Raw genomic sequence first — 22,535 nt, 5'->3', positions numbered from 1 at the left:
AAACAGTAGGTATACAGAGATCGATAGGTATTCTGCAAAGACAGATTCAATAGTTATTCAAGATAAAAAGAAATATTCACACTAAATACATTATTATAAAATGGCAAAGTTTGATAAGTCAGTTTTAGAGAAGTATGGAATCACAGGTACTACTGAGGTTCTGTACAATCCTTCTTATGAGGTGTTGTTCAACGAAGAGACCAAGGAAGGTCTCGAGGGTTTCGAGGTAGGTCAGGAGACTGAGCTCGGCGCCGTAAACGTGATGACTGGTATCTACACCGGCCGTTCGCCTAAGGACAAGTTCATCGTTGACGACGAGAATTCTCACGACACAGTATGGTGGACTTCTGAGGAATACAAGAACGACAACCACCGTGCTTCCAAGGAGGCTTGGACTGCAGTAAAGGAAATTGCAAAGAAGGAGCTGAGCAACAAGAAGCTGTTCGTTGTTGATGGTTTCTGCGGAACTCACAAGGACACCCGCATGAAGGTTCGCTTCATCGTTGAGGTGGCTTGGCAGGCTCACTTCGTTACAAATATGTTCATCCGTCCTCAGAACGAGGCTGAGTTCGACCAGGAGCCGGACTTCATCGTATACAATGCTTCTAAGGCTAAGGTTGAGAACTACAAGGAGCTGGGTCTGAACTCAGAGACTGCTGTAGTGTTCAACGTAACTTCTAAGGAGCAGGTTATCATCAACACATGGTATGGCGGTGAGATGAAGAAGGGTATGTTCTCTATGATGAACTACTTCCTCCCATTGAAGGGCATCGCTTCTATGCACTGCTCTGCAAACACCGACATGAACGGTGAGAACACAGCTATCTTCTTCGGTCTTTCTGGTACTGGTAAGACTACTCTCTCTACCGATCCTAAGCGTAAGCTCATCGGCGACGACGAGCACGGATGGGACGACGAGGGTGTGTTCAACTTCGAGGGTGGCTGCTACGCCAAGGTTATCAACCTCGACAAGGAGTCTGAGCCAGACATCTACGGTGCCATCACACGCGACGCTCTCCTTGAGAACGTTACAGTGGACAAGGACGGCAAGATCGACTTCGCTGACAAGAGCGTAACAGAGAACACACGTGTTTCTTATCCTATCTACCACATCAAGAACATCCAGCGTCCTTACTCTCAGGGCCCGGCTGCAAAGCAGGTTATCTTCCTCTCTGCAGACGCATTCGGAGTTCTTCCTCCAGTATCTATCCTGAGCGCTGAGCAGACAAAGTACTACTTCCTCTCTGGATTCACAGCAAAGCTCGCCGGTACAGAGCGTGGCATCACAGAGCCTACTCCTACATTCTCTGCTTGCTTCGGCCAGGCATTCCTGGAGCTCCACCCAACAAAGTATGCTGAGGAGCTGGTTAAGAAGATGCAGAAGAGCGGTGCAAAGGCTTACTTGGTGAACACTGGTTGGAACGGTACCGGCAAGCGTATCTCTATCCGCGACACTCGTGGTATCATCGACGCTATCCTCGACCACTCTATCGACGCTGCTCCAACAAAGACTATCCCATTCTTCAACTTCGTTGTTCCTACAGAGCTCAACGGCGTAGACACCAACATCCTCGACCCACGCGACACTTATGCTGACGCAGCTCAGTGGGAGGAGAAGGCTAAGGATCTCGCTGCCCGCTTCATCAAGAACTTCAAGAAGTATGAGACTAACGAGGCTGGTAAGGCTCTCGTTGCAGCTGGTCCTCAGCTCTAATCGCTGAACAGACGATACATCGCATGATGTTCCCGCTTGTCGGCTTCTCACGAAGCACTGACTGGTTGGACATCTCACAAGAATAAGAATCCCGTCGGGCTTTGCCTGGCGGGATTTTTTTCGTTTCTGACAGGGTGGGACACAGCGATTAAACCCAAAAATAACCCATCCTAACCTTCCCAAAGGGAAGGAACAAGTTACTCTGCTTTGTCAAGACTTCAGCCAATCAATTCAGCCAATGAACATCAGCCCCCTCTCGTTCTCCCCCGTAGGGGAGATGCAGGTTACTCCTAATCTGATAAGCCATTGACAGTCAAGCAGTCAAGTGTATCTGTCCCTCCCCTACGGGGGAGGTTAGGTGGGGGCTAATATGATTAAGTGGAGGCTGATGTCGTGAATAGGAGTAGGTTTCTCCGGTGAACATCAGCCCCCTCTCGTTCTCCCCCGTAGGGGAGATGCAGGTTACTCTTACTATTGATAGCCTTCTGATAATCAGACAACAAGGGTATCTGTCCCTCCCCTTCGGGGGAGGCTAGGTGGGGGCTGATGACAATATTCTGAGTAACAAGTTCCTTCCCTTTGGGAAGGCTAGGATGGGTTATCCTACGGGGGAGGCTAGGTGGGGGCTGATATTCAACACAGTGACTGACTATAGGTTTATCCTGGTTTTTGTCTAAAATCATATCTTGTTTTGTCTGAAATCATATAAAGAGGAAAAGCGCCACAGAATAAATAAATAATCAGTGATAATAATGTATCCATATTATAATAAAGACGATGTCCACACACCACTACCACGATAATCTCCGTGATAAAAACAACGTCTGCGCAAACGTTTTCGTTAAAAAAAACGCATCCGATAATATAACGTATCATTCATCTGTGTAACTTTGCAACAGATTATCCCACACCGAATTACAAAAACAGACGAAAAAGCGACTCCATTCGTAAGTCAAAACAGACGTATAGAGAATCTACTCGTAAGTCAAAAGGAAACAGGCAAAAACCTGTCGACTAAGGTAAGGGAATCTATCTGACTCTACAACATAAAAAATTCGACATACAAGCACAGCGTCATGACGGCAGTTCCCCAAAAAGGAATTGCCACAATGACACAAGAAGGCGCAAAGCGGAGAAACGATGCCCACCCCGGTGCCCCCAACACGTATATCAGAAGCGAGAACCAGGTACAACAGAAGAACAATAAATTAATATAACAACAAAAAAATGAAGAATCTACAAACAGGGACGACTTGCCTGTCGAGTTCTACCGGCAGCAAGCAGCACAAATGCAGGAGGTCGCTACAGCGACTCGCCACATTCGTAATTCTCTTTCTTTGCTCCATGACAGTATCGTGGGCGGAAGGAACAACAACGACGGAACAGAAATTCGATTTAGTGATAGAAAACAATGCATTCAAGCAATCCATTTCTGGCGACGAAGCTATAGAGGCGACTTTAAGTAACACCAAGTCTTTCCGAGACAACTGCGTCAAGTTCACGGGAGGCAGAAATGAATCCCTTACCATCACCGCCAACGTTGCTACCATCAGCAAGATTGAGCTTAAGATAAGCAAAAAGGAAACAGAAGTGCCAACGGAAGCTACCCCAGTTACAGGAAGTGGAAATATTTCCGTTTCAACTCGCCAAATGACTGTAAATTGGAGCGAAGACAATAAGACCGTGACATTCTCTGGCGCTACTAAAGACCTCTTCGTTTTCGGTGCCACTATCTACTATCAGGATATTCCCGGTGAATTGAGACTTCTCTCCGTAACCGCCCCTACAATCACTCTGAACACCTACGAAACGACGACTTCACAGTTGTCGTTCACCATCACTCAGACTGCAAAGGAGCAAGAAGGAACGACGCTCGAAACTTGGTACACCACAGATGGTTCTGACCCTAACTCGACTGGAAATACAAAAAGAGTGAAGCTGGAAGGGACTTCTCAGACAGTGAAGATGGCATGGAGTAATAATGCCGATGTGACAGTGAATGCCTTCACGAAGCGTGTGAAAACAGGCGACGATACCAAATACAGAGAATGTGATAAGCAGGCATCAGAGTCGTTCAAGAACGATGGTTCTTACGGCCTCGCTACTCCCGATATCACTCCTGGCGACCAGGCAAAAGTGGCAACAAGTCTCATTGTAACTATTTCAGACCAGCAATGGACAACGGATCTCTCCAGCAAACTCAAGGTAAAATACGCAACAGAGGTAAGAAACAATGACGGCACCGTTACCACAAGTACTTGGACTGTAGCTGAATCATTGCCTGTAAAATTGAATCTGACAAAAACTTCTACAGTAAGGGCTTACGCAGAGTATACTAATAGCAATAACGAAGTAATAAAATCTGACATCGTATCACGCACATACTTCCTGCTCGACCCTAACACAACATATCTGAATAAATTGGAATCACAGGCAGTTGGCACTACCGTTGAGGATATTAACGGCATAACAATGACATACGGAGGCATAAAGGGAAGCACTAACTTCAAGGCTCTCTCTAAGAACGACGATGCCAACACCCTCGGTTCTATCCACACCGTATCAGGCAAGGCATTGTATGGAACTGCTGACGTGGAGTCAGAACTCGGCGACGGCAGCATCGGCAAAAACGATAAAGAAGAATATTTCCACTGCAGGGCTTTAAGCCAACTTCACGAGAAGACCTTCGCACTGCCGGCAGTGGGCAGCTTCTTCAAGTTTGAGCCTGAAGCCAACGGAAAACTCACAGTATTCGTGGAGCAGCAGGGAGCTATCCATAACGTCGGCGGAAAGCTATACCCTGAGAAGGTTAGAAAGCGCCCGGTATACTTCCTCGACGAGACAGGCAAGAGCATACGTGCCAATTATGCCTACACATCATCAAAGGTGAACAATGCTTACTGGACAAAGATCCAAAATACAGACAATGCTTCCAATGACAACTTCTATACGAGGGACTACATGGACAAGCTGGAGAAATACTACCAGAATATCATCGACGGCACAAACACTACGTTCACAAACTTCAACTCTGCCGTTGCCGACGCTGACAAGCGCAAGGCACTGACTCTCGGCACGAGCATCCAGCCTATTATCGTGCTCCACGAGGAATACAACGCAGACATACTCACGGGCGACGGCATGAGCGAGACCGGCGACACCAACTACGACCATACCGGATATATGCTGATCAGCGAGGGATACGTGACATACGAGTTCCCTGTACAGGCTGGCAAGACTTACTATCTCTTCGCATCAAGAACAAAGCTCGCCCTCTCTGGTTTCTGCTTCGATAAAGATGCATCATACACTGCTACAGATGTGACTCTCGACGGAAATGCAGACAACACCGATGCGATAAACAAGTTGGAAGTTGACAAGCAGTATAACGTGACTCTCAACCGCTCATTCGGCGCCAACAAGTGGTATGCCGTAGTATTGCCATTCAGCGTGAGCCAGAAGCAGATGAAGAGCGTGTTCGGTAATGGAGTGAAGGTGTTGCACTACAGCGACGTTACAGGTACAGACCTCAACCTCTTCGAACATTTCTATCAGATGATTGTCGGCGGTACTCCTGTGCTCGTGAAGCCAGCTAAGGATGTGACGAATCCGAAATTCGCCAACGTGACTCTGACAAGCAATAAGGTGGTTGACATCGAGGACTCTGGTTTCAAATGCACCGGTTCTTGGAACAACGTGGACTTCCCTGAATATTCATACTTCATCGACGCCAAGACAAACAGCTTCTATCAGTATGACCCAACCAAGGTGGAGACAGGTACTGTCAAGCCTCACGCAGGAGCTTTCCGCGCATGGATTATCTCCACTTCTACCAACCCGGCAGCTGCAGCGCAGCTCACTATGCACATCAACGGCATTGAGGAGCAGGGCGAGACTACTGCCATCTGGAACGCCATCAGCGGAAACGACGATGCTGAGGTTGCCACAAAGGGCATCTACAGTCTGAGCGGACAGAGGATGAACGCCGCCGACACGCGCAGTCTGCCAAAGGGAATATACATCGTGAACGGAAAGAAATTTATCGTAAAGTAAAACTGAGGGAGGACAGATAAAAATGAAAAAGATATATATATCACCAGAGACAACGCTGATTAAGGTGCACACCGAGAACGTGATGAACAACACGAGCATCGGAGTGAAGACCTATAAGGACTTGTCTGCCAAGAAGGATGAAGTGACGATGAAGAATTACAACTTCAGCGACAAAGGCATCAGCATTTGGAACGGTACTTCTCAGCCAGAGACTGCCAAGGACAACAATGGCTTCAACCTTTGGGGCGATGAGGATTAAGCCCAGAACGGCATAATGACAGAATCGGGATAAACCCCAAACGGCATAATGACCGTTTTGGGATAAAACGCCGAACGGCATAATGACCGTTTAGGGTTAAATGAAGCGGTTGAATGACGACTTCCATGTCGTTGTTCAACCGCTTTTCGTTGTTTGTGTCTCTGATTATGACAGCCTATCCTACGGGGGAGGCTAGGTGGGGGCTAATATGATTAAGTGGAGGCTGATGTCGTGAATAGGAGTAGGTCTCTCCGGTGAACATCATCAGCCCCCTCTCGTTCTCCCCCGTAGGGGAGATGCAGGTTACTCCTAATCTGATAAGCCATTGACAATCAAGCAGTCAAGTGTATCTGTCCCTCCCCTACGGGGGAGGTTAGGTGGGGGCTGATGCTGATTTGCAGAGTAACTTGTTCCTTCCCTTGGGGAAGGTCATGATGGGTTGCCTACGGGGAAGGTTAGGTGGGAGCTGATATGATTAAGTGGAGGCTGATGTCGCGAATAGGAGTAGGTTTCTCCGGTGAACATCATCAGCCCCCTCTCGTTCTCCCCCGTAGGGGAGATGCTGGTTACTCCTAATCTGATAAGCCATTGACAGTCAAGCAGTCAAGTGTATCTGTCCCTCCCCTACGGGGGAGGTTAGGTGGGGGCTAATATGATTAAGTGGAGGCTGATGTCGTGAATAGGAGTAGGTCTCTCCGGTGATCATCATCAGCCCCCTCTCGTTCTCCCCCGTAGGGGAGATGCAGGTTACTCCTAATCTGATAAGCCATTGACAGTCAAGTGTATCTGTCCCTCCCCTACGGGGGAGGTTAGGTGGGGGCTGATGCTGATTTGCAGAGTAACTTGTTCCTTCCCTTGGGGAAGGCCAGGATGGGTTGCCTACGGGGGAGGTTAGGTGGGGGCTGATGCCTATGTGCGTAGTCATAATTATTATCCCCCACGGCTCAGAATTACGAATAGAGAACAGTTACTACGCGCAGCCGGTTTATCTTGGTTTATCGCTTGTATGCTTTTGCGAGGTGGCGACATAGTCGCCACCGATTCATGGCGTGCAGGGTGACAGTCGAGAGTTTGCTCTCGTAAGGGCGACCTGTGCGACAGGAATCAAGCCGTGAGGCTCGCAAAAGGATACAGGTGTTTATCCTGGTTTTTGTCTACGAATCCCCCTTTATACACCAAAAAGGAAGTGCCCAAGCACTTGCAAATCCTGCAAGATCCAAACAAAAATCCAAGAATCATTAGCTCAATATCATCAAAAAAATGAATCTGTCTTACTTATGTTCAAAAAGAGAAGTTGTAGCAGACAGCAATAAAAAAAATTACATTGAATGACCTGATGGCCGTTTTGTGTGTATTCCAAAACGGTCATCAGATCGTAAGGGGATTATTTCTTTTCCTTCACCTTCGTAGCCCATACGAAATAGATGATGAGAAGCAGGTAGGCAGCGAGGGCGGCAACCTGCGACCATGAGTTTGCCCACCATCCTTCATAGTCGAACTTCACTCCGAAGAAGCGCAGCAACGCACTGACAACACCCATCAGGGCACCACCGGCGATGAATCCGCTGGCAATAAGAGTACCCTTCTCGTTGCGGTCTTTGTTCACCTTCTCGCTCTTTGAGCGCGAAGAAACATACCAGCTGATGAAACCGCCGATGAGCAGCGGAGTGTTCAGTTCGATAGGGATAAACATACCGAGGGCGAACGGCAATGCCGGCACCTTGCAGAAGGTGAGCACTACGGCGATGGCAGCACCGATGGCATAGAGCATCCAAGGAGCACCCACACCATTCATCAGCGGATCGATTACCGCCGCCATGGCATTTGCCTGAGGAGCGGCAAGCTGACCGCTGTCAAATCCGTAGGTCTCGTTGAGCAACATCATCACACCGCCCACGGTAGCTGCCGACACGAGGGTGCCGAGGAACTTCCATGACTCCTGCTTCTTTGGCGTGGTGCCGAGCCAGTAGCCGATCTTGAGGTCGGTGATGAAAGCGCCGGCCATAGAGAGTGCGGTACATACCACACCACCCATGATGAGCGCCGCCAGCATACCGCCGGTGCCCTTCATTCCCACTGCCACCATCACTACAGAGGCGAGGATGAGAGTCATCAGCGTCATTCCCGACACAGGGTTGCTACCCACAATGGCGATGGCGTTGGCTGCCACGGTGGTGAACAGGAATGCTATCAATGCCACGAGCAGGATGCCGACGATGGCGAAGAGAAGGTTGCCCTCCATCACTCCGAACCAGAAGAAGAGGAAGGTGATGAGGATGGTGGCGATAGAACCGATGGCGATGATCTTGAACGAGATGTCGCGCTGCGTGCGAGGCACGTCGGCTGTGGTGTCACCCTTTCCCTTCATCTCCCTTGCGGCAAGCGACACGGCACTCTTGATGATGCCCCAGCTCTTGATGATGCCGATGATACCCGCCATGGCAATGCCACCGATACCGATGCTCTTGCCATAATACTTGAATATCTCCTCCGGCGACATGGCGCCGACGGCTGTGGTGAGCTCGGGGTTCCAGGCGTTGAGCACCTGGTCGTGGAAGATAACTCCCATTCCCGGCACGAGCACCCACCATACGGCAAGCGAACCGAGGGTGATGATGAAGGCGTATTTCAGACCGATGATATATCCGAGACCGAACACGGCAGCTCCGGTGTTGACCTTGAACACGAGCTTCGCCTTGTCGGCAAGCGTCTCGCCCAGTCCGATGACACGCGTGGTGAACATCTCGTTCCACCATCCGAAGGTGGCGACGATGAAGTCGTAGAGTCCGCCCACGATACCGGCGAGCAGCAGCGGTTTTGCCTGGCTTCCGCCCTTGGCACCGGAAACGAGCACCTGGGTAGTGGCGGTGGCTTCAGGGAAAGGATACTTTCCGTGCATGTCGCTGACGAAATACTTGCGGAACGGGATGAGGAACAGGATTCCTATCACACCGCCGAGCAGCGAACTGAGGAAAATCTTGAAGAACGATACTGCCATGTCGGGATACTTGGCCTGCAGGATATAGATGGCAGGCAGAGTGAAGATGGCTCCTGCCACCACGGCTCCCGAACAGGCTCCGATGCTCTGGATGATGACGTTCTCGCCCAATGCCTTGCTGCGCTTGGCGGCTGTAGACACTCCCACGGCGATGATGGCGATAGGAATGGCTGCCTCAAACACCTGGCCCACCTTGAGTCCGAGGTAGGCGGCAGCGGCTGAGAAGAGCATCGTCATCACGATACCCCAGGTCACAGACCACATGTTTACCTCCGGATACACTTTCTTGGGGCTCATGACGGGTTCATACTGTTCCCCCTCTTTCAGCTCTCGGAACGCATTGTCCGGAAGCTGCACATTGTCTTTCTTGTTTTCTTCCATAGATTTTGGTTATTATTGTTTTGATTTACACTTCTTATCCTTCTTTCTCCAGTATCTGCATGAGTTCTTCCATTCCTGCCGACGCTCCCTTCACTATCTGACGGATGTCGCTACGGGAGTCTGAGACCGAAGGCTTGGGGTCGATGAGATATATCGGAGCTCCGGGACGCACATAGCGCACGAGTCCGGCGGCTGGATATACCACAAGCGACGTGCCGATGATGATCATCATGTCGGCTTTCTCCACCTCTTCAACAGCCGGTTCGATCATCGGCACGCTCTCGCCGAAGAACACGATGAAGGGACGGAGCAGCGAACCGTCGCCTGCCTTCTCGCCATGGGCAACGGTGAGATTGCCGGGAGCAAGGGTCTTGATGAAATGTGGATTGTAGGGGTCCCTCGACGAGCACACCTTCATGAGCTCGCCATGCAGATGTATCACCTTTCTGGAGCCAGCCTGCTCATGCAGATTGTCAACATTCTGGGTCACCACGCTGACATCGTATTTCTCCTGCAGGGCAGCCACCAGCTCATGCCCCCTGTTGGGCTTCGCCTCAAGAAGTTTTCCGCGGAGCATGTTGTAGAAGTCATTCACGTAGTCGGGATCTGTCTCCCAGGCCTCATGGGTTGCCACTCGCGCCACGGGATAGTTCTCCCATAGACCGTCGGCATCACGAAAGGTGCTCAGTCCGCTTTCTGCCGACATGCCGGCACCTGTCAGCACTACAATTTTCTTCATAGTCAGAATTATTATTGAACAACAAGGAACCACACTAAAGGAGGCTCAAAATAAATTAAGAATGCACAAAATTAGCATTTTTTCTTTAATACAACATACTTAGTCAGATAAAAATAGTACCTTTGTGCGCTTTTGATGCTGAAGCGCCGTGATAATCAACGGTGTTTCAGCATCTGGAATGTATTGTGGCGCACAGCGCATACGCATACATATTCAGGAATATAAACAATAAATATTATACATAAGCAAATGGACAAAGTAAGCTACGCCCTCGGTTTGGGCATCGGCCAGCAGTTGGCACAGATGGGTGCGTCGGACCTTAACATCGACGATTTCGCCGACGCTATCAAAGACGTCATCAACGGTAACGTACTGAAGGTTCCACACAAGGACGCACAGACAATCGTTCAGGAGTATTTCCGCCAGCAGGAGGAGCGCATCAACGCCATCCGCGCCGAGCAGGGAAAGGCTGCAAAGGCTGAGGGAGAGAAATTCCTCGCCGAGAACGGCAAGAAGGAGGGTGTGGTGACTCTCAAGAGCGGTCTGCAGTATGAGGTGCTGAGAGAGGGCAACGGCAAAAAGCCTAAGGCTACCGACCAGGTGAAATGCCACTACGAGGGAACTCTCATCAACGGACAGGTGTTTGACAGCAGCTACAAGCGCAACGAACCGGCGGTGTTCCCGCTCAACCAGGTGATTCCGGGATGGACAGAAGGCCTGCAGCTCATGCAGGAGGGCGCGAAGTATCGTTTCTATATCCCTTATATCCTCGCTTACGGCGAGAGCGGAGCAGGCGGTTCTATCCCTCCATTCGCAACGCTCATCTTCGACGTTGAACTGCTCGAGGTGATGTAAGGAAGACCTTATCGCATAAGGAAAAGGACAAGAAAGAAAACTATAACAATTATAATACGACGATGAAAAAAATTACATTGTTTGCTGCGGCAGCTGTAGTAGCCGCAGGTCTGGCCTCTTGTGGAAAGTCAACTCCAAAGGCCGATTTGAAGAACGACGTTGACTCACTGAGCTACGCTATCGGTATGGCTCAGTCTAACGGACTGAAAGACTATCTCGTGAGCAACCTTGGCGTTGACACAGCATATATCGACGAATTCATCAAGGGCCTCAACGAGGGTGCCAATGCCGGCGACGACAAGAAGAAGGCCGCATACTATGCCGGTATACAGATTGGCCAACAGCTCAGCAACCAGCTGGTGAGGGGCATCAACCACGAGCTCTTCGGCGAAGACTCCACAAAGACCATCTCTCTGAAGAACTTCATGGCCGGTTTCATCAGCGGAACAACAGGCAAGGGCGGCATCATGACTATGAACAAGGCACAGGATGTGACACAGAGAAAGATGACCGAGATAAAGAACAAGGCTCTGGAGGAGACATACGGTGCATACAAGAAGCAGAACGAGGCTTTCGCTGCCAAATATGCAAAGGGTGCCGACGTGAAGAAGCTCGGAAAGGGCGTTTGCTACAAGGTGATCAAGGAGGGCAAGGGAGAGATTCCTGGAGCTAACTCTTCTGTAAAGATCATGTATGAAGGAAAGACTATCGACGGAAAGGTGTTCGACGGCAACTTCGGCCAGAAAATTCCTGCTGAATTCTTTGTAAACCAGGTTATACCGGGATTCACAGAGGCTCTTACACACATGCCTGTAGGTAGCGTTTGGGAGGTTATGATTCCTCAAGAGCAGGCTTACGGCACACGTGACACCGGCGGCAAGATAAAGCCATTCTCTACTCTCATCTTCAAAATAGAGCTCATCAGCACAGAGAAGGGAAAGGCACAGCCTGCAGGACAGCAGCTCACACCTGAGCAGCGCGCCCAGATTGAGGCTGCAACGAAAGCACAGCAGAACCGATAAACAAGAATAAAACAAGTGGACAAGTAGACGAGTAAAGGGCAAAGAAAATCTCTTTGTCAACTCGTCAACTTGTCAACTCGTCAACTTGTCAACTCGTCAACTAAAAAATAAAATACAACAATGAAAAAAACATTATTCTTAGCACTCGTCATCCTGGCGGGCAGCCTCACTACAACGGCTTTCGCCGCTAAGAAAAAGGACAAGAAGAAGAAAACTGTTGAAACAGTGGAGGTGGTGAAACTCGCCACTTCTTCTGACTCGCTGAGCTATGCTGCCGGAAAGGCACAGACAAACGGACTGCTGCCATTCCTGAAGCAGAAATACAATGTGGAGGAGAAGGACATCGCCGAAGTGGCTCGCGGTTTCAACGACATGTATAAGAACATCAACGACCCTAAGGTTCAGGCTTACGCTGCAGGACAGCAGATTGCTCTCATGGTGGAGCAGGGAATGCTGCCTTACCGCAAGGAGCAGTTCAAGGAATATAAGGACTCTATCAACTCCGAGCTCTTCAACAAGGGATTCATCGCATCGCTGCTGAAGGACGACAGCTTGCTCTCAGACTCTGTGGCACAGGCTTACATGACTGAGGCTGAGAAGGCAAACAAGGAGTGTATGGAGAAGGCTACAAAGAAGAAGGGTGAGGATTTCCTCGCCGAGAACGCAAAGAAGCAGGGTGTGGTGACTCTGCCCGACGGACTGCAGTATAAGGTCATCACTGAAGGCAAGGGCGAGAAGCCAAAGGCTACAGACCGCGTGACCGTGAAATACGAGGGCAAGAGCATCGACGGAAAGGTGTTTGACAGCAGCTACAAGCGCAACCCACAGACTACCACGTTCGGTCTGAACCAGGTGATCAAGGGCTGGACAGAGGCTCTGCAGCTGATGCCTGTAGGCAGCAAGTGGGAAATCTACATCCCTTACGACCTTGCTTATGGCGAGAGAGGTTCCGGCCGCAACATCAAACCTTATGAAGCTCTCATCTTCACCGTTGAGCTTGTAGACATCGAGAAGCCAAAGGCTGAGGTAAAGGTCGAGGAGAAGACCGCTACTAAGAAGGCTACTGCCAAGAAGGGTATAACTATGAAGGCTACTCCAAAGGCCAAGAAGAAATAAACCCAGACAAACGGTTGGGGATAAATTCCATACACCAATAAAAGAAGTTATGTGAAGAGGGCGTGTCGCAATGACACGCCCTCTTCTATTGTATAATCCCAAATCGGTCATTAGGCCGTTTATTGTATTTTTTAATTACTGCTTGCAGTCTTTTGTTTTTTATAAGGCGTCTTTTGTCTGTTTTTAATTCGCAATAGCTCGCTATTACTCATTAAAAGCCAAACAAAATCCACTCTTCTAAAAGAACAAAATCCAAGCAAGCCCTAACGACCGATTCGGGATAATTTATATGACGAGGGAACAAGGAAGTTTCTCAAGTTATTGTCATCAGCCCCCACCTAACCTCCCCCGTAGGGGAGGGACAGTTACCGCTGTCTTCGATAAACCATTGATACTCTGATAGTTATAGTGGTGCAAACTTACGTTTACAACAGGCAATAATCATACTGCCAATGGTAACTGTCCCTCCCCTACGGGGGAGGTTAGGTGGGGGCTGAAGTTCATTGGCTGAAATGATTGGCATAGTAACTTGTTCCTTCCCTTTGGGAAGGTTAGGATGGGTTTGAGGTTATAATGGGTCTTGGTTTTGAATATCCTCACCAACCTTAGTTTTATCCCGGTTTTTGTCTCAAATCATATCATGGCTCTTGTCTAACCTCCATACGCTCTTGGACATATCCAAACCTGACAATCATTGTTTGCAAGGTTTAAAAGGCGAATCTCATTGTCAACTCATCAACTTGTCTACTCGTCAACTTGTATTACTTGTCCCTCAATATCGTGGCACGGATAATCCTTACATCCTCCAGCGGTCTGTCGTTGGCATCACGCTCAACGTGCTGGATGCGGTCAACCACATCCATACCTTCTACCACCTGACCGAACACCGTATAGGCTCCATCGAGATGTGGCGTGCCGCCCACGGTGGTATACACATCCTCCATCTCCTTCGTCATCCTGATACTGTCGCCGAAGAGTTTTTCCAGATTCTCACGTCCCCGCTGCAGTCCCTTCTCGCCCTGCCGTCTGCCGTAGACGATATAAAACTGCGTACTGCTCGACTCATGCTTCGGATTGACATCATCGGGTTCGCGGGCTGCCGCCAACGCACCGCGCTTATGGAAAATCTGAGGCAAACGGATCTCGGCCGGCAAGGTGTAGCCCAGTGAATGCTCGCCGAGCATTGCCCCCTTGGGAGCATTCTTGCTGGAAGGGTCGCCGCCCTGGATCATGAAATCGGGTATCACACGATGAAACAGTAGCGAGTCATAGAAATGGTCCTCTCTGATGAGTTTCAGAAAATTGTCACGATGAAGCGGTGTCTCGTTATACAGTTCCACCCGTATATTTCCCATCGTAGTCTCGATGAGCACCTCCGGACGCACATCCCCCTTCATTGTCTGCCCCTTCACGCCGACACAAATCGCAAACAGCGAAATAATCAATAGAATATTTTTCATATATCAATAGGTATTATTTAAAGTTTCGAATGTCAATGACCGACTATGAGGGATAAAAACGGTAATTAGACCTTTAACGGAGTCTTATTTAAACCGCTTGCAGTCTTTCGTTTTGATAAGGCGCATTTTGCCGGTTTTTACTTATCCTTCATAATCCGCGACCACAAAGTTACACCTTTTTCCCAAATAGCCGAGGTATTCGTCATTATTTTTGGATTACAAGGCAACGTCGCCTCCTGTATCGACCATAACGTTCACCTTATCATATATCAAGAGAAAAAAAGCGGAGACAAGGCGATATTGGCTAATAATTAGCCGAACCTAAAGGAAAATGAAGGGAAACAACCAATTTGTTGCAAAAAAACTAATTTTAACCGCCAAAATGTTGTGCGGTTTATAAAAAACCACTAATTTTGCTTATTGGCAAATAGCAAATAGCTCAAATGTTGTGAAAAATGCTATAAATGCCATGTAGAAAGCACATTTTTAAGATAAAACATAATATTAGAACCAAATAGTAATTTATTCTTATGGAAAAGATAGACAGACTTGACAAAAAGATACTTAGTATCCTTTCTAAGAATGCAAGAATGCCGTTCAAAGACGTAGCGGCAGAATGTAACGTTTCACGTGCAGCCATCCATCAGCGTGTGCAGCATCTGACAGAGGATGGAGTGATAACGGGCAGCAAATTCGACGTAGACCCGAAGAGCCTCGGTTTCTCTACCTGTACTTATGTGGGCATCACCCTTCAGAAGGGTAGCATGTATAAGGCTGTTGTGGAGCAGCTGGAGCATATTCCGGAAATCGTGGAGTGCCATTTCACCACCGGTCCTTACACAATGCTCGTGAAGCTCTATGCCAAGGACAACGGACAGCTCATGGACCTGCTCAACAACCAGATGCAGGAAATTCCGGGAGTGGTGTCTACAGAGACGCTCATCTCTCTGGAGCAGAGCATCAAGAGAGAGATTCCTATCGCACCGAAAGATCTCGGAGAGGTGGGACCTCGCAGAAGAGCCAAGGCTCAATCTGTTGAGGATGATATTGATTAACGAGTTGACAAGTTAACAAGTTGACAAATTGACGAGGAGATTGGATTGACAAACTGAAGAGTGGTTAACAGACAAGAAGTGGTAATTTCCTTGTCTACTCGTCTACTTGTCTAGTAAAAAGGAGTAATCTACTCGTCTACTTGTCAACTAAAAAAAATACTTTCAAGACGTGGAACCATTTGATTTCCAGTCGCACCTTAATGGGATATACAAGAGATATCCTGAAGGACGAAAAAAACCGGTGATAGGAATCACCGGAAACTTTGCAAACGGAAACGCTACACTCGCCGAGCCATACTATATGGCTGTGGTGAGGGCTGGCGGTGTGCCCGTAATCATACCTCCCGTCGATGACACCGACGTGATAATAAACACCCTTGATTCTATCGACGGACTGCTGCTCTCCGGCGGCGGCGACTTCAATCCGCTCTGGTGTGGAGAGGAGCCGGTGCCGCAACTGCATGGCATAAACTCACACCGCGACCTGCCGGAACTGCTCACCGTGGAACTGGCTTACAACAGACAGATTCCGATGCTCGGCATCTGCCGCGGCATACAGACACTCGCCATGGCACTGGGAGGAAAGGTGAGACAGGACATCGACTCCTGCGGGACCGACAATGCCGAAAGGAAGACCCAGACAAGGGTGAAACACGACCAGGATGCGGAATGGCGCGGCGAACCCACTCACTCGGTGAGGATAGAACCGGGAACCGTGCTCTACGACATATTCCAGAGGGAGCGCATCTACGTGAATTCATTCCACCACCAGGCCGTGGGCAGCTGCGGCAGGAGGATGGAGACGTCGGCATGGGCAGAAGACGGGGTGATAGAGGCTGTGGAGAGCAGCGAACACAAGAGCATCCTCGGTGTGCAATGGCATCCGGAATGGCTCGGCGACGACGGACTGCCGCTCTTCAGATGGCTCGTGGAACGTGCCGCTGAATTCAACGAGGCAAAGAGACTGCACGACAAGGTGATGACAATCGACTCGCATTGCGACACACCGATGTTCTTCCCACAAGGAATACACTTCGACTGGAGAGACAGCCGCATCCTCGTTGACCTGCACAAGATGACAGACGGCAGACAAAGCGCCGTGACAATGGCGGCATATCTGCCACAGCCAAAACCGGGAGAGACATTCGCCGAGATAGCACCGCTGCCGGCACAGACACCAACGGAATATGCCGACCTCATCTTCGACAAGATTGAAGACATAGTGAGGGCAAACGACAAGTTCGTGTCGATAGCAAGGACTCCGGCTGACCTGTATGCCGACAAGCGCAACGGACGCAAATCTATAATGCTCGGCATAGAGAACGGACTGGCGCTGAACGGCGACATACGCAACGTGGAGCATTTCGCAAAGCGAGGAGTGGTGTATATCACCCTGTGTCACAACGGCGACAACGACATCTGCGACAGCGCACGACGCACGGAGAACACTCACGGCGGAGTGAGCCAGCTGGGAGAGCAGGTGATAAGGGAGATGAACCGCTGCGGACTGATGGTGGACCTCAGTCATGCCGGCGAACAGAGTTTCTACGACGCCCTCGACATCAGCGCCACACCGATAGTATGCAGCCACAGCAACTGCAAGTCTCTGTGTGACGTGCCGCGAAACCTCACCGACGACCAGCTCGAAGCACTGGCGAGAAAGGGTGGCGTGGCGCAGATAACTCTATACAACGGATTTCTAAGAAACGACGAACAGGAGGCGAGCATCATCGACGCCATAGACCATCTGGAACATGCCATCGACATAATGGGCATCGACAGCGTGGGAATAGGAACAGACTTCGACGGCGACGGAGGGGTCTGCGGCATCGCCGACTCTTCGGAACTCATAAACTTCACCATCCAACTGCTCAGACGACGCTACTCTCATGCCGACATAGAAAAGATATGGGGCGGCAACTGGCTCAGGGTGATGGCTGAGGTGCAAAAAAGCAGAATACAATGAAACTCAGATTAACACATATCTTGCTGCCCATGGCGGCAATGCTACTCACTATGGCATCATGCAAAAGCAGCAAAAAGGCTGATGCCGAAACGGAGACGATGACCATGGTGGGACCTACATTCAATGCAGACTCGGCTTATGCCTTCTGTGCAAAACAGTGTGAGTTCGGACCACGAACGATGAACAGCGAAGCTCACGACAAGTGCGGCGAATGGATAGCGGCGAAATTCAGGGAATACGGATGCACGGTGACGGAGCAGAAGGCTGACCTGAAGGCTTTCGACGGCACGGTGCTCAAGAGCACCAACATCATAGCGAGCTACAAGCCAGAGCTGACCACAAGAATACTGCTCTGCGCCCACTGGGACTGCAGACCATGGGCCGACAACGACCCCGACAGCACCAACTGGCGCAAACCGGTGATGGGTGCCAACGACGCTGCGAGCGGCGTGGCGGTGATGCTCGAAGTGGCGCGCCTGATACAGAAGGCAGACTCGCTACAGATGGGAGTGGACTTCGTATGCTTCGATGCCGAAGACTGGGGAGTGCCACAGTGGAGCGACAACCAAGACACCAACGGTGACTCCTGGGCTCTCGGTGCACAGTATTGGGCTGAAAATCCGCACAAACCGGGATATGAGGCCCGCTTCGGCATCCTGCTCGACATGGTGGGAGGCACTGGAGCACGCTTCTACCAGGAGGGATTCTCGAAGCAATACGCCCTGAACATAGTGGACAAAGTGTGGAAGGCTGCTGAAGTGGCAGGATATGAGTCGCTGTTCCCAAAGGCGGAAGGCGGATACATCACCGACGACCACGGACCGGTGAACGAAAAGGCGAGAATACCCACCATCGACATCATCGCATATTATCCAAACTGCCAGCAAAGTTCCTTCGGACCCACATGGCACACCGTGACCGACACGATGGACAACATCGACAAGAACTCACTCAAGGCTGTGGGACAGACGGTGATACAGGTGCTGTTCTCAGAGAAATAAAGGGTATAACACACAGGGAACAAAGGGTATCATTGCTCTAAAAGACAAAGAGTTTCCATACTCTGAAGACAAAGGGCATCAAGGCCCTGAAGACAAGGAGTGCAATACCATAAAGGAATAATCGGAATAAAAGAAATAAACAGTATCATAACTAAAAACGAAATAATCATGGACTTACTGAAAAAAGAATTTGCCTCTAAACTCATGAAGGTTAAGGCTATCAAGTTGCAACCAGAGAATCCATTCACTTGGGCTTCTGGCTGGAAATCTCCTTTCTATTGCGACAACCGCAAGACTCTGTCTTATCCGGACCTCCGCAACTACGTGAAACTGGAACTCGTGCACGCCGTGCTCGAGAACTTCCCTGAGGCAGAGGCCGTGGCCGGTGTGGCTACCGGCGCCATCGCACAGGGTGCACTCGTGGCTGACGAGCTCAACCTGCCGTTCGTTTACGTGCGCAGCAAACCAAAGGATCACGGACTGGAGAACCTCATCGAGGGCGAGCTGAAACCTGGCATGAAGGTAGTGGTAGTGGAAGACCTCATCTCTACCGGCGGTTCATCGCTGAAGGCTGTAGAGGCAATACGCAAGGACTGCTGCGAGGTGGTAGGAATGGTAGCTTCTTACACCTACGGCTTCGACGTGGCAAAGAAGGCTTTCGAAGAGGCTGGAGTGAAGCTCATCACACTGACCGACTACGACCACGTGGTGGAGCAGGCAAAGGAGACAGGATATATCAAGCCAGAGCATGTGGAAGTGCTCAACGAATGGCGCAAGGACCCTGCTAACTGGATGAAGTTATGAGCAAGTTTGAAAGCAGCATCAAGCATATCCCCTACCCTCAGACCGCCGTATATGCCATGCTCAGCGACCTGAGCAATCTGGAGAAAGTGCGCGACAAACTGCCTGAGGACAAGATAAAGGACCTCTCCTTCGACCGCGACAGCCTGAGCATCAGTGCTCCGATGGGAAGCGTGGCGATGAAAATCGTGGAGAGGGAAGAGCCCAAATGCATCAAGTTTACCACCACAAACTCTCCGATTGCCGCCAACCTGTGGATACAGGTGGTGCCTGAGGGCGACGAGGCATGCAAGATGCGTCTCACCATAAAGGCCGACATCAACCCCTTTATCAAGGGAATGGTGTCGAAGCCGCTGCAGGAGGGACTGGAAAAGATTGCCGACGTGTTGGCAATGATACCATACAACAGTTGATTTCACACCAATGAACAAGTTCTGGGAAAAGAAAATCATAAGGGGTAAAGTGGCAGAGATGCTCCACGGCATCATCGCCCACTGCCCATGCCACAGACAGCGGCTGACGCTCTATGCCGGAGCGGCAGTCATGCTGCTGTCTGCCTGTGCCGACTCGGAATACAGCAACTATCCGTGTCACCTCGTCATCAACAACTCCACGATGCAGAACATGACTCTTGGCAGCGCGATGAACGCCATGTCGCCGGGTGTGTTCTGCAGGATATCAAAAGACGGCAAGACACGGTTCAAGTTTGAAACCAACCAAAACAGCGAACCGAGCTACGGAATGCTGACGGCGATAGACCAGAAGGCACAATGGACGATAGGCATATACAATGCCATCATCGTGGGATTCGGAAACCAGACGGGAAAATTCTATGCCTACGACAGCCAGTGCCGCAACTGCTATGAGAGTTCGGGACTGACTCGCTATGCCCTGACGATGAATACCGACGGCACGGCGACTTGCCGATACTGCCACAGGGTGTATGACATGAACAGCGGAGGAATTCTCATCAAAGGCGACAAAGGACGCGGAATGATAGAATACCGCGGCAATACCACCGGCACGTTTGGCATTCTGACTGTGAACAACTGACTTGGCCTTAACCCGAATCGGTAATTAGGGCTTTCCCGGAATGACCTCATTGCCGGATCGGGGAAAAAATATTAACCATTAAAAAAAGTATTATATGGCTTACACACGTATGACGGCGGCCGACGCAGCCGCATTAATCAAAAACGGCGACACGCTGGGAATGAGCGGATTCACGCCTGCCGGTTCGGCAAAGGCGGTAACGAGAGAACTGGCTGCAATCGCCACTGCCGAGCATGAAGCCGGCAGGGAGTTCAAGGTTAATATATTCACTGGAGCATCTACAGGAGAGAGCACCGACGGTGTGCTCACCGAGGCACACGCCATAAAATACCGTGCACCATATACCACAAACCCTTCGTTCCGCAAGAGCGTGAACAAGGGAGAGATATCCTACAACGACATACACCTGAGCCAGATGGCACAGGAGCTGCGCTACGGATTCTATGGTGACATAGACTGGGCTATCCTCGAAGTGTGCGACATCGAGGAGGGTGCAGACACCTGCAAGGCGTATCTCACATCGGCAGGTGGCATCAGCCCTACCGTAGCGAGAATGGCAAAGCACGTGATTCTGGAGCTTAACACCTTCCACAGCAAGGACGCCAAGTTCATGCACGACGTATATGAGCCGCTCGATCCGCCAATGCGCCAGCCTATACCTATCATCAATGTGGGCGACCGCATCGGCAAGCCATACGTGGAAATCGACGCCAAGAAGATTGTGGGCGTCGTGGAGTGTAACCTCCCCGATGAGGCACGTGCCTTCAAGGACAGCGACCCTATTACTGACCAGATAGGACACAACGTGGCTGAATTCCTCGTAAACGACATGAAGCGTGGCATCATTCCTTCAACATTCCTCCCGCTGCAGAGCGGTGTGGGAAGCACGGCAAACGCCATCCTCGGCGCACTGGGCAAGCACAAGGAGGTGCCTGACTTCAATGTATACACTGAAGTGATGCAGGACAGCGTGGTGGAGATGATGCTTGAGGGCAGAGTGAAAGACGCATCGTCTTGCTCGCTCACGGTGTCTAACGAGTGTCTGAAGCAGGTTTACGACAACATGAACTATCTGAAAGACCACATCACGCTCCGCCCAAGTGAGATATCAAACTCGCCTGAGGTGATACGCCGACTGGGTGTGATTGCCATCAACACTGCCATCGAGGTGGACATCTACGGCAATGCGAACTCTACACACATCAGCGGAACGAAGATGATGAACGGTATCGGCGGAAGCGGCGACTTCGAACGCAACGCATACATCAGCATCTTCACCTGTCCGTCAACGGCAAAGGGTGGCTTGATAAGCAGCATAGTGCCGATGGTGAGCCATCAGGACCACTCTGAACACGACGTGAACGTGATCGTCACGGAGCAGGGCGTTGCCGACCTGCGTGGCAAGAGTCCGATAGAGCGTGCGCATCTCATAATAGAAAACTGTGCGCATCCTGACTACAGACCTATCCTGCGTGCTTATCTTGAGCATGCACAGATGGGACAGACACGCCACAACCTCGGAAAGGCCTTCGCCATGCATATCGCACTGGCTGAAAAGGGCGACATGCATCTGACGGAGATGTAATGGAAGAAGCTTATTTAACCCAAAACCGGTAGTCAGAGCTTGCTTGGATTTTGCTCTTAAACCCAAATCGGTCATTAGGGCTTGCCTGGATTTTGTTCTTTTAGAAGAGTGGATTTTGTTTGGCTTTTAATGAGTAATAGCGAGCTATTACGAATTAAAAACAAGCAAAAGACGCCTTATAAAAAACAAAAGACTGCAAGCAGTAAATATAAAATACAATAAACGGCCTAATGACCGTTTTGGGTTAAAAGGCAAAAGACTGCAAGCAATTTAAATAAATACCAAAAAACGGTCTAATGACCGATTTGGGTTAAAACAATACTGATGAGTCTGGGTTCGGATATGGACTCAGGCTCATTTGCTTATATCCCCAAATCGGTTATTAGGGCTTGCTTGGATTTTGTATTTTTAGAAGAGTGGATTTTGTTTGGCTTTTAATGAGTAATAGCGAGCTATTGCGAATTAAAAACAGGCAAA

The 22,535-nt window shown here is 50.0% G+C and carries 16 protein-coding genes; 13 read left to right on the top strand and 3 right to left on the bottom strand.

Annotated features, from left to right (window positions below; all coding sequences use genetic code 11):
- Nucleotides 1-100 precede the first annotated feature (100 nt).
- The 3 genes from pckA (at nucleotide 101) to ST42_RS02320 (ending at nucleotide 6,026) form a co-directional block, all read left to right on the top strand.
- The gene (pckA, locus tag ST42_RS02335; protein WP_042520274.1) at nucleotides 101-1,714 is read left to right on the top strand and encodes a phosphoenolpyruvate carboxykinase (ATP); all 1,614 of its coding nucleotides are present in this window, start codon (nucleotides 101-103) and stop codon (nucleotides 1,712-1,714) included.
- A 1,227-nt stretch (nucleotides 1,715-2,941) separates the two neighbouring features.
- Nucleotides 2,942-5,767: a hypothetical protein gene (locus ST42_RS02325; RefSeq protein ID WP_156139276.1), complete on the top strand. Its 2,826-nt coding sequence runs from the start codon at nucleotides 2,942-2,944 to the stop codon at nucleotides 5,765-5,767.
- Nucleotides 5,768-5,789: 22 nt separating this feature from the next.
- On the top strand, nucleotides 5,790-6,026 hold the full coding sequence (locus ST42_RS02320) for a hypothetical protein (RefSeq protein ID WP_044072109.1): 237 nt from the start codon (nucleotides 5,790-5,792) through the stop codon (nucleotides 6,024-6,026).
- A 1,384-nt stretch (nucleotides 6,027-7,410) separates the two neighbouring features.
- On the opposite strand, the gene ST42_RS02315 is transcribed toward ST42_RS02320, so the two are convergent.
- Complete coding sequence (locus tag ST42_RS02315) at nucleotides 7,411-9,405, bottom strand: OPT family oligopeptide transporter (protein WP_044072107.1); 1,995 nt, start codon at nucleotides 9,403-9,405, stop codon at nucleotides 7,411-7,413.
- A gap of 34 nt (nucleotides 9,406-9,439) precedes the next feature.
- Nucleotides 9,440-10,144, bottom strand: coding sequence for a Sir2 family NAD-dependent protein deacetylase (locus tag ST42_RS02310; protein ID WP_044072106.1), 705 nt, complete (start codon nucleotides 10,142-10,144; stop codon nucleotides 9,440-9,442).
- 249 nt (nucleotides 10,145-10,393) lie between these two features.
- On the opposite strand from ST42_RS02310, the gene ST42_RS02305 reads away from it, so the two are divergent.
- The 3 genes from ST42_RS02305 (at nucleotide 10,394) to ST42_RS02295 (ending at nucleotide 13,137) form a co-directional block, all read left to right on the top strand.
- Complete coding sequence (locus tag ST42_RS02305; RefSeq protein WP_042520280.1) at nucleotides 10,394-10,999, top strand: FKBP-type peptidyl-prolyl cis-trans isomerase; 606 nt, start codon at nucleotides 10,394-10,396, stop codon at nucleotides 10,997-10,999.
- Nucleotides 11,000-11,061: 62 nt separating this feature from the next.
- Complete coding sequence (locus ST42_RS02300) at nucleotides 11,062-12,021, top strand: FKBP-type peptidyl-prolyl cis-trans isomerase (RefSeq protein WP_082028554.1); 960 nt, start codon at nucleotides 11,062-11,064, stop codon at nucleotides 12,019-12,021.
- 120 nt (nucleotides 12,022-12,141) lie between these two features.
- Entirely contained in the window at nucleotides 12,142-13,137 is a 996-nt protein-coding gene (locus ST42_RS02295; protein WP_044072105.1) for an FKBP-type peptidyl-prolyl cis-trans isomerase, read from the top strand.
- A gap of 761 nt (nucleotides 13,138-13,898) precedes the next feature.
- Here ST42_RS02295 and ST42_RS02290 read toward each other — a convergent pair.
- Nucleotides 13,899-14,597, bottom strand: coding sequence for a peptidylprolyl isomerase (locus ST42_RS02290; RefSeq protein ID WP_042520282.1), 699 nt, complete (start codon nucleotides 14,595-14,597; stop codon nucleotides 13,899-13,901).
- A gap of 530 nt (nucleotides 14,598-15,127) precedes the next feature.
- Here ST42_RS02290 and ST42_RS02285 point away from each other — a divergent pair.
- From ST42_RS02285 to ST42_RS02255, 7 genes are all read left to right on the top strand, one after another.
- Nucleotides 15,128-15,652 (top strand): Lrp/AsnC family transcriptional regulator, encoded by a 525-nt coding sequence (locus ST42_RS02285; protein WP_022317159.1) that lies wholly within the window; start codon nucleotides 15,128-15,130, stop codon nucleotides 15,650-15,652.
- A gap of 169 nt (nucleotides 15,653-15,821) precedes the next feature.
- Nucleotides 15,822-17,618 (top strand): membrane dipeptidase, encoded by a 1,797-nt coding sequence (locus ST42_RS02280; RefSeq protein ID WP_044072104.1) that lies wholly within the window; start codon nucleotides 15,822-15,824, stop codon nucleotides 17,616-17,618.
- 50 nt (nucleotides 17,619-17,668) lie between these two features.
- Nucleotides 17,669-18,619: a M28 family peptidase gene (locus ST42_RS02275; RefSeq protein WP_231556888.1), complete on the top strand. Its 951-nt coding sequence runs from the start codon at nucleotides 17,669-17,671 to the stop codon at nucleotides 18,617-18,619.
- A 168-nt stretch (nucleotides 18,620-18,787) separates the two neighbouring features.
- On the top strand, nucleotides 18,788-19,423 hold the full coding sequence (gene pyrE / locus ST42_RS02270; protein ID WP_044072179.1) for an orotate phosphoribosyltransferase: 636 nt from the start codon (nucleotides 18,788-18,790) through the stop codon (nucleotides 19,421-19,423).
- On the top strand, nucleotides 19,420-19,833 hold the full coding sequence (locus ST42_RS02265) for an SRPBCC family protein (protein ID WP_044072103.1): 414 nt from the start codon (nucleotides 19,420-19,422) through the stop codon (nucleotides 19,831-19,833). Before pyrE ends, ST42_RS02265 begins: the two co-directional genes overlap by 4 nt.
- A 10-nt stretch (nucleotides 19,834-19,843) precedes the next feature.
- Nucleotides 19,844-20,473: a hypothetical protein gene (locus ST42_RS02260; RefSeq protein WP_052488193.1), complete on the top strand. Its 630-nt coding sequence runs from the start codon at nucleotides 19,844-19,846 to the stop codon at nucleotides 20,471-20,473.
- Nucleotides 20,474-20,567: 94 nt separating this feature from the next.
- Nucleotides 20,568-22,058: a succinate CoA transferase gene (locus ST42_RS02255; protein WP_042520286.1), complete on the top strand. Its 1,491-nt coding sequence runs from the start codon at nucleotides 20,568-20,570 to the stop codon at nucleotides 22,056-22,058.
- The last annotated feature ends 477 nt before the right edge of the window (nucleotides 22,059-22,535 follow it).

The organism is Prevotella pectinovora (assembly GCF_000834015.1).
In the GTDB taxonomy this organism is placed as follows: Bacteria; Bacteroidota; Bacteroidia; order Bacteroidales; family Bacteroidaceae; genus Prevotella; species Prevotella pectinovora.
Note: the sequence above shows the minus strand (reverse complement) of the source record. Positions and strands in the feature narration are given on the sequence as shown.

Excerpts from the sequence above, each read along its gene's own strand:
- pckA (WP_042520274.1), top strand. The coding sequence starts at position 101 with ATGGCAAAGTTTGATAAGTCAGTTTTAGAGAAGTATGGAATCACAGGT.
- ST42_RS02325 (WP_156139276.1), top strand. The coding sequence starts at position 2,942 with ATGAAGAATCTACAAACAGGGACGACTTGCCTGTCGAGTTCTACCGGC.
- ST42_RS02320 (WP_044072109.1), top strand. The coding sequence starts at position 5,790 with ATGAAAAAGATATATATATCACCAGAGACAACGCTGATTAAGGTGCAC.
- ST42_RS02315 (WP_044072107.1), bottom strand. The coding sequence starts at position 9,405 with ATGGAAGAAAACAAGAAAGACAATGTGCAGCTTCCGGACAATGCGTTC.
- ST42_RS02310 (WP_044072106.1), bottom strand. The coding sequence starts at position 10,144 with ATGAAGAAAATTGTAGTGCTGACAGGTGCCGGCATGTCGGCAGAAAGC.
- ST42_RS02305 (WP_042520280.1), top strand. The coding sequence starts at position 10,394 with ATGGACAAAGTAAGCTACGCCCTCGGTTTGGGCATCGGCCAGCAGTTG.
- ST42_RS02300 (WP_082028554.1), top strand. The coding sequence starts at position 11,062 with ATGAAAAAAATTACATTGTTTGCTGCGGCAGCTGTAGTAGCCGCAGGT.
- ST42_RS02295 (WP_044072105.1), top strand. The coding sequence starts at position 12,142 with ATGAAAAAAACATTATTCTTAGCACTCGTCATCCTGGCGGGCAGCCTC.
- ST42_RS02290 (WP_042520282.1), bottom strand. The coding sequence starts at position 14,597 with ATGAAAAATATTCTATTGATTATTTCGCTGTTTGCGATTTGTGTCGGC.
- ST42_RS02285 (WP_022317159.1), top strand. The coding sequence starts at position 15,128 with ATGGAAAAGATAGACAGACTTGACAAAAAGATACTTAGTATCCTTTCT.
- ST42_RS02275 (WP_231556888.1), top strand. The coding sequence starts at position 17,669 with ATGGCATCATGCAAAAGCAGCAAAAAGGCTGATGCCGAAACGGAGACG.
- pyrE (WP_044072179.1), top strand. The coding sequence starts at position 18,788 with ATGGACTTACTGAAAAAAGAATTTGCCTCTAAACTCATGAAGGTTAAG.
- ST42_RS02265 (WP_044072103.1), top strand. The coding sequence starts at position 19,420 with ATGAGCAAGTTTGAAAGCAGCATCAAGCATATCCCCTACCCTCAGACC.
- ST42_RS02260 (WP_052488193.1), top strand. The coding sequence starts at position 19,844 with ATGAACAAGTTCTGGGAAAAGAAAATCATAAGGGGTAAAGTGGCAGAG.
- ST42_RS02255 (WP_042520286.1), top strand. The coding sequence starts at position 20,568 with ATGGCTTACACACGTATGACGGCGGCCGACGCAGCCGCATTAATCAAA.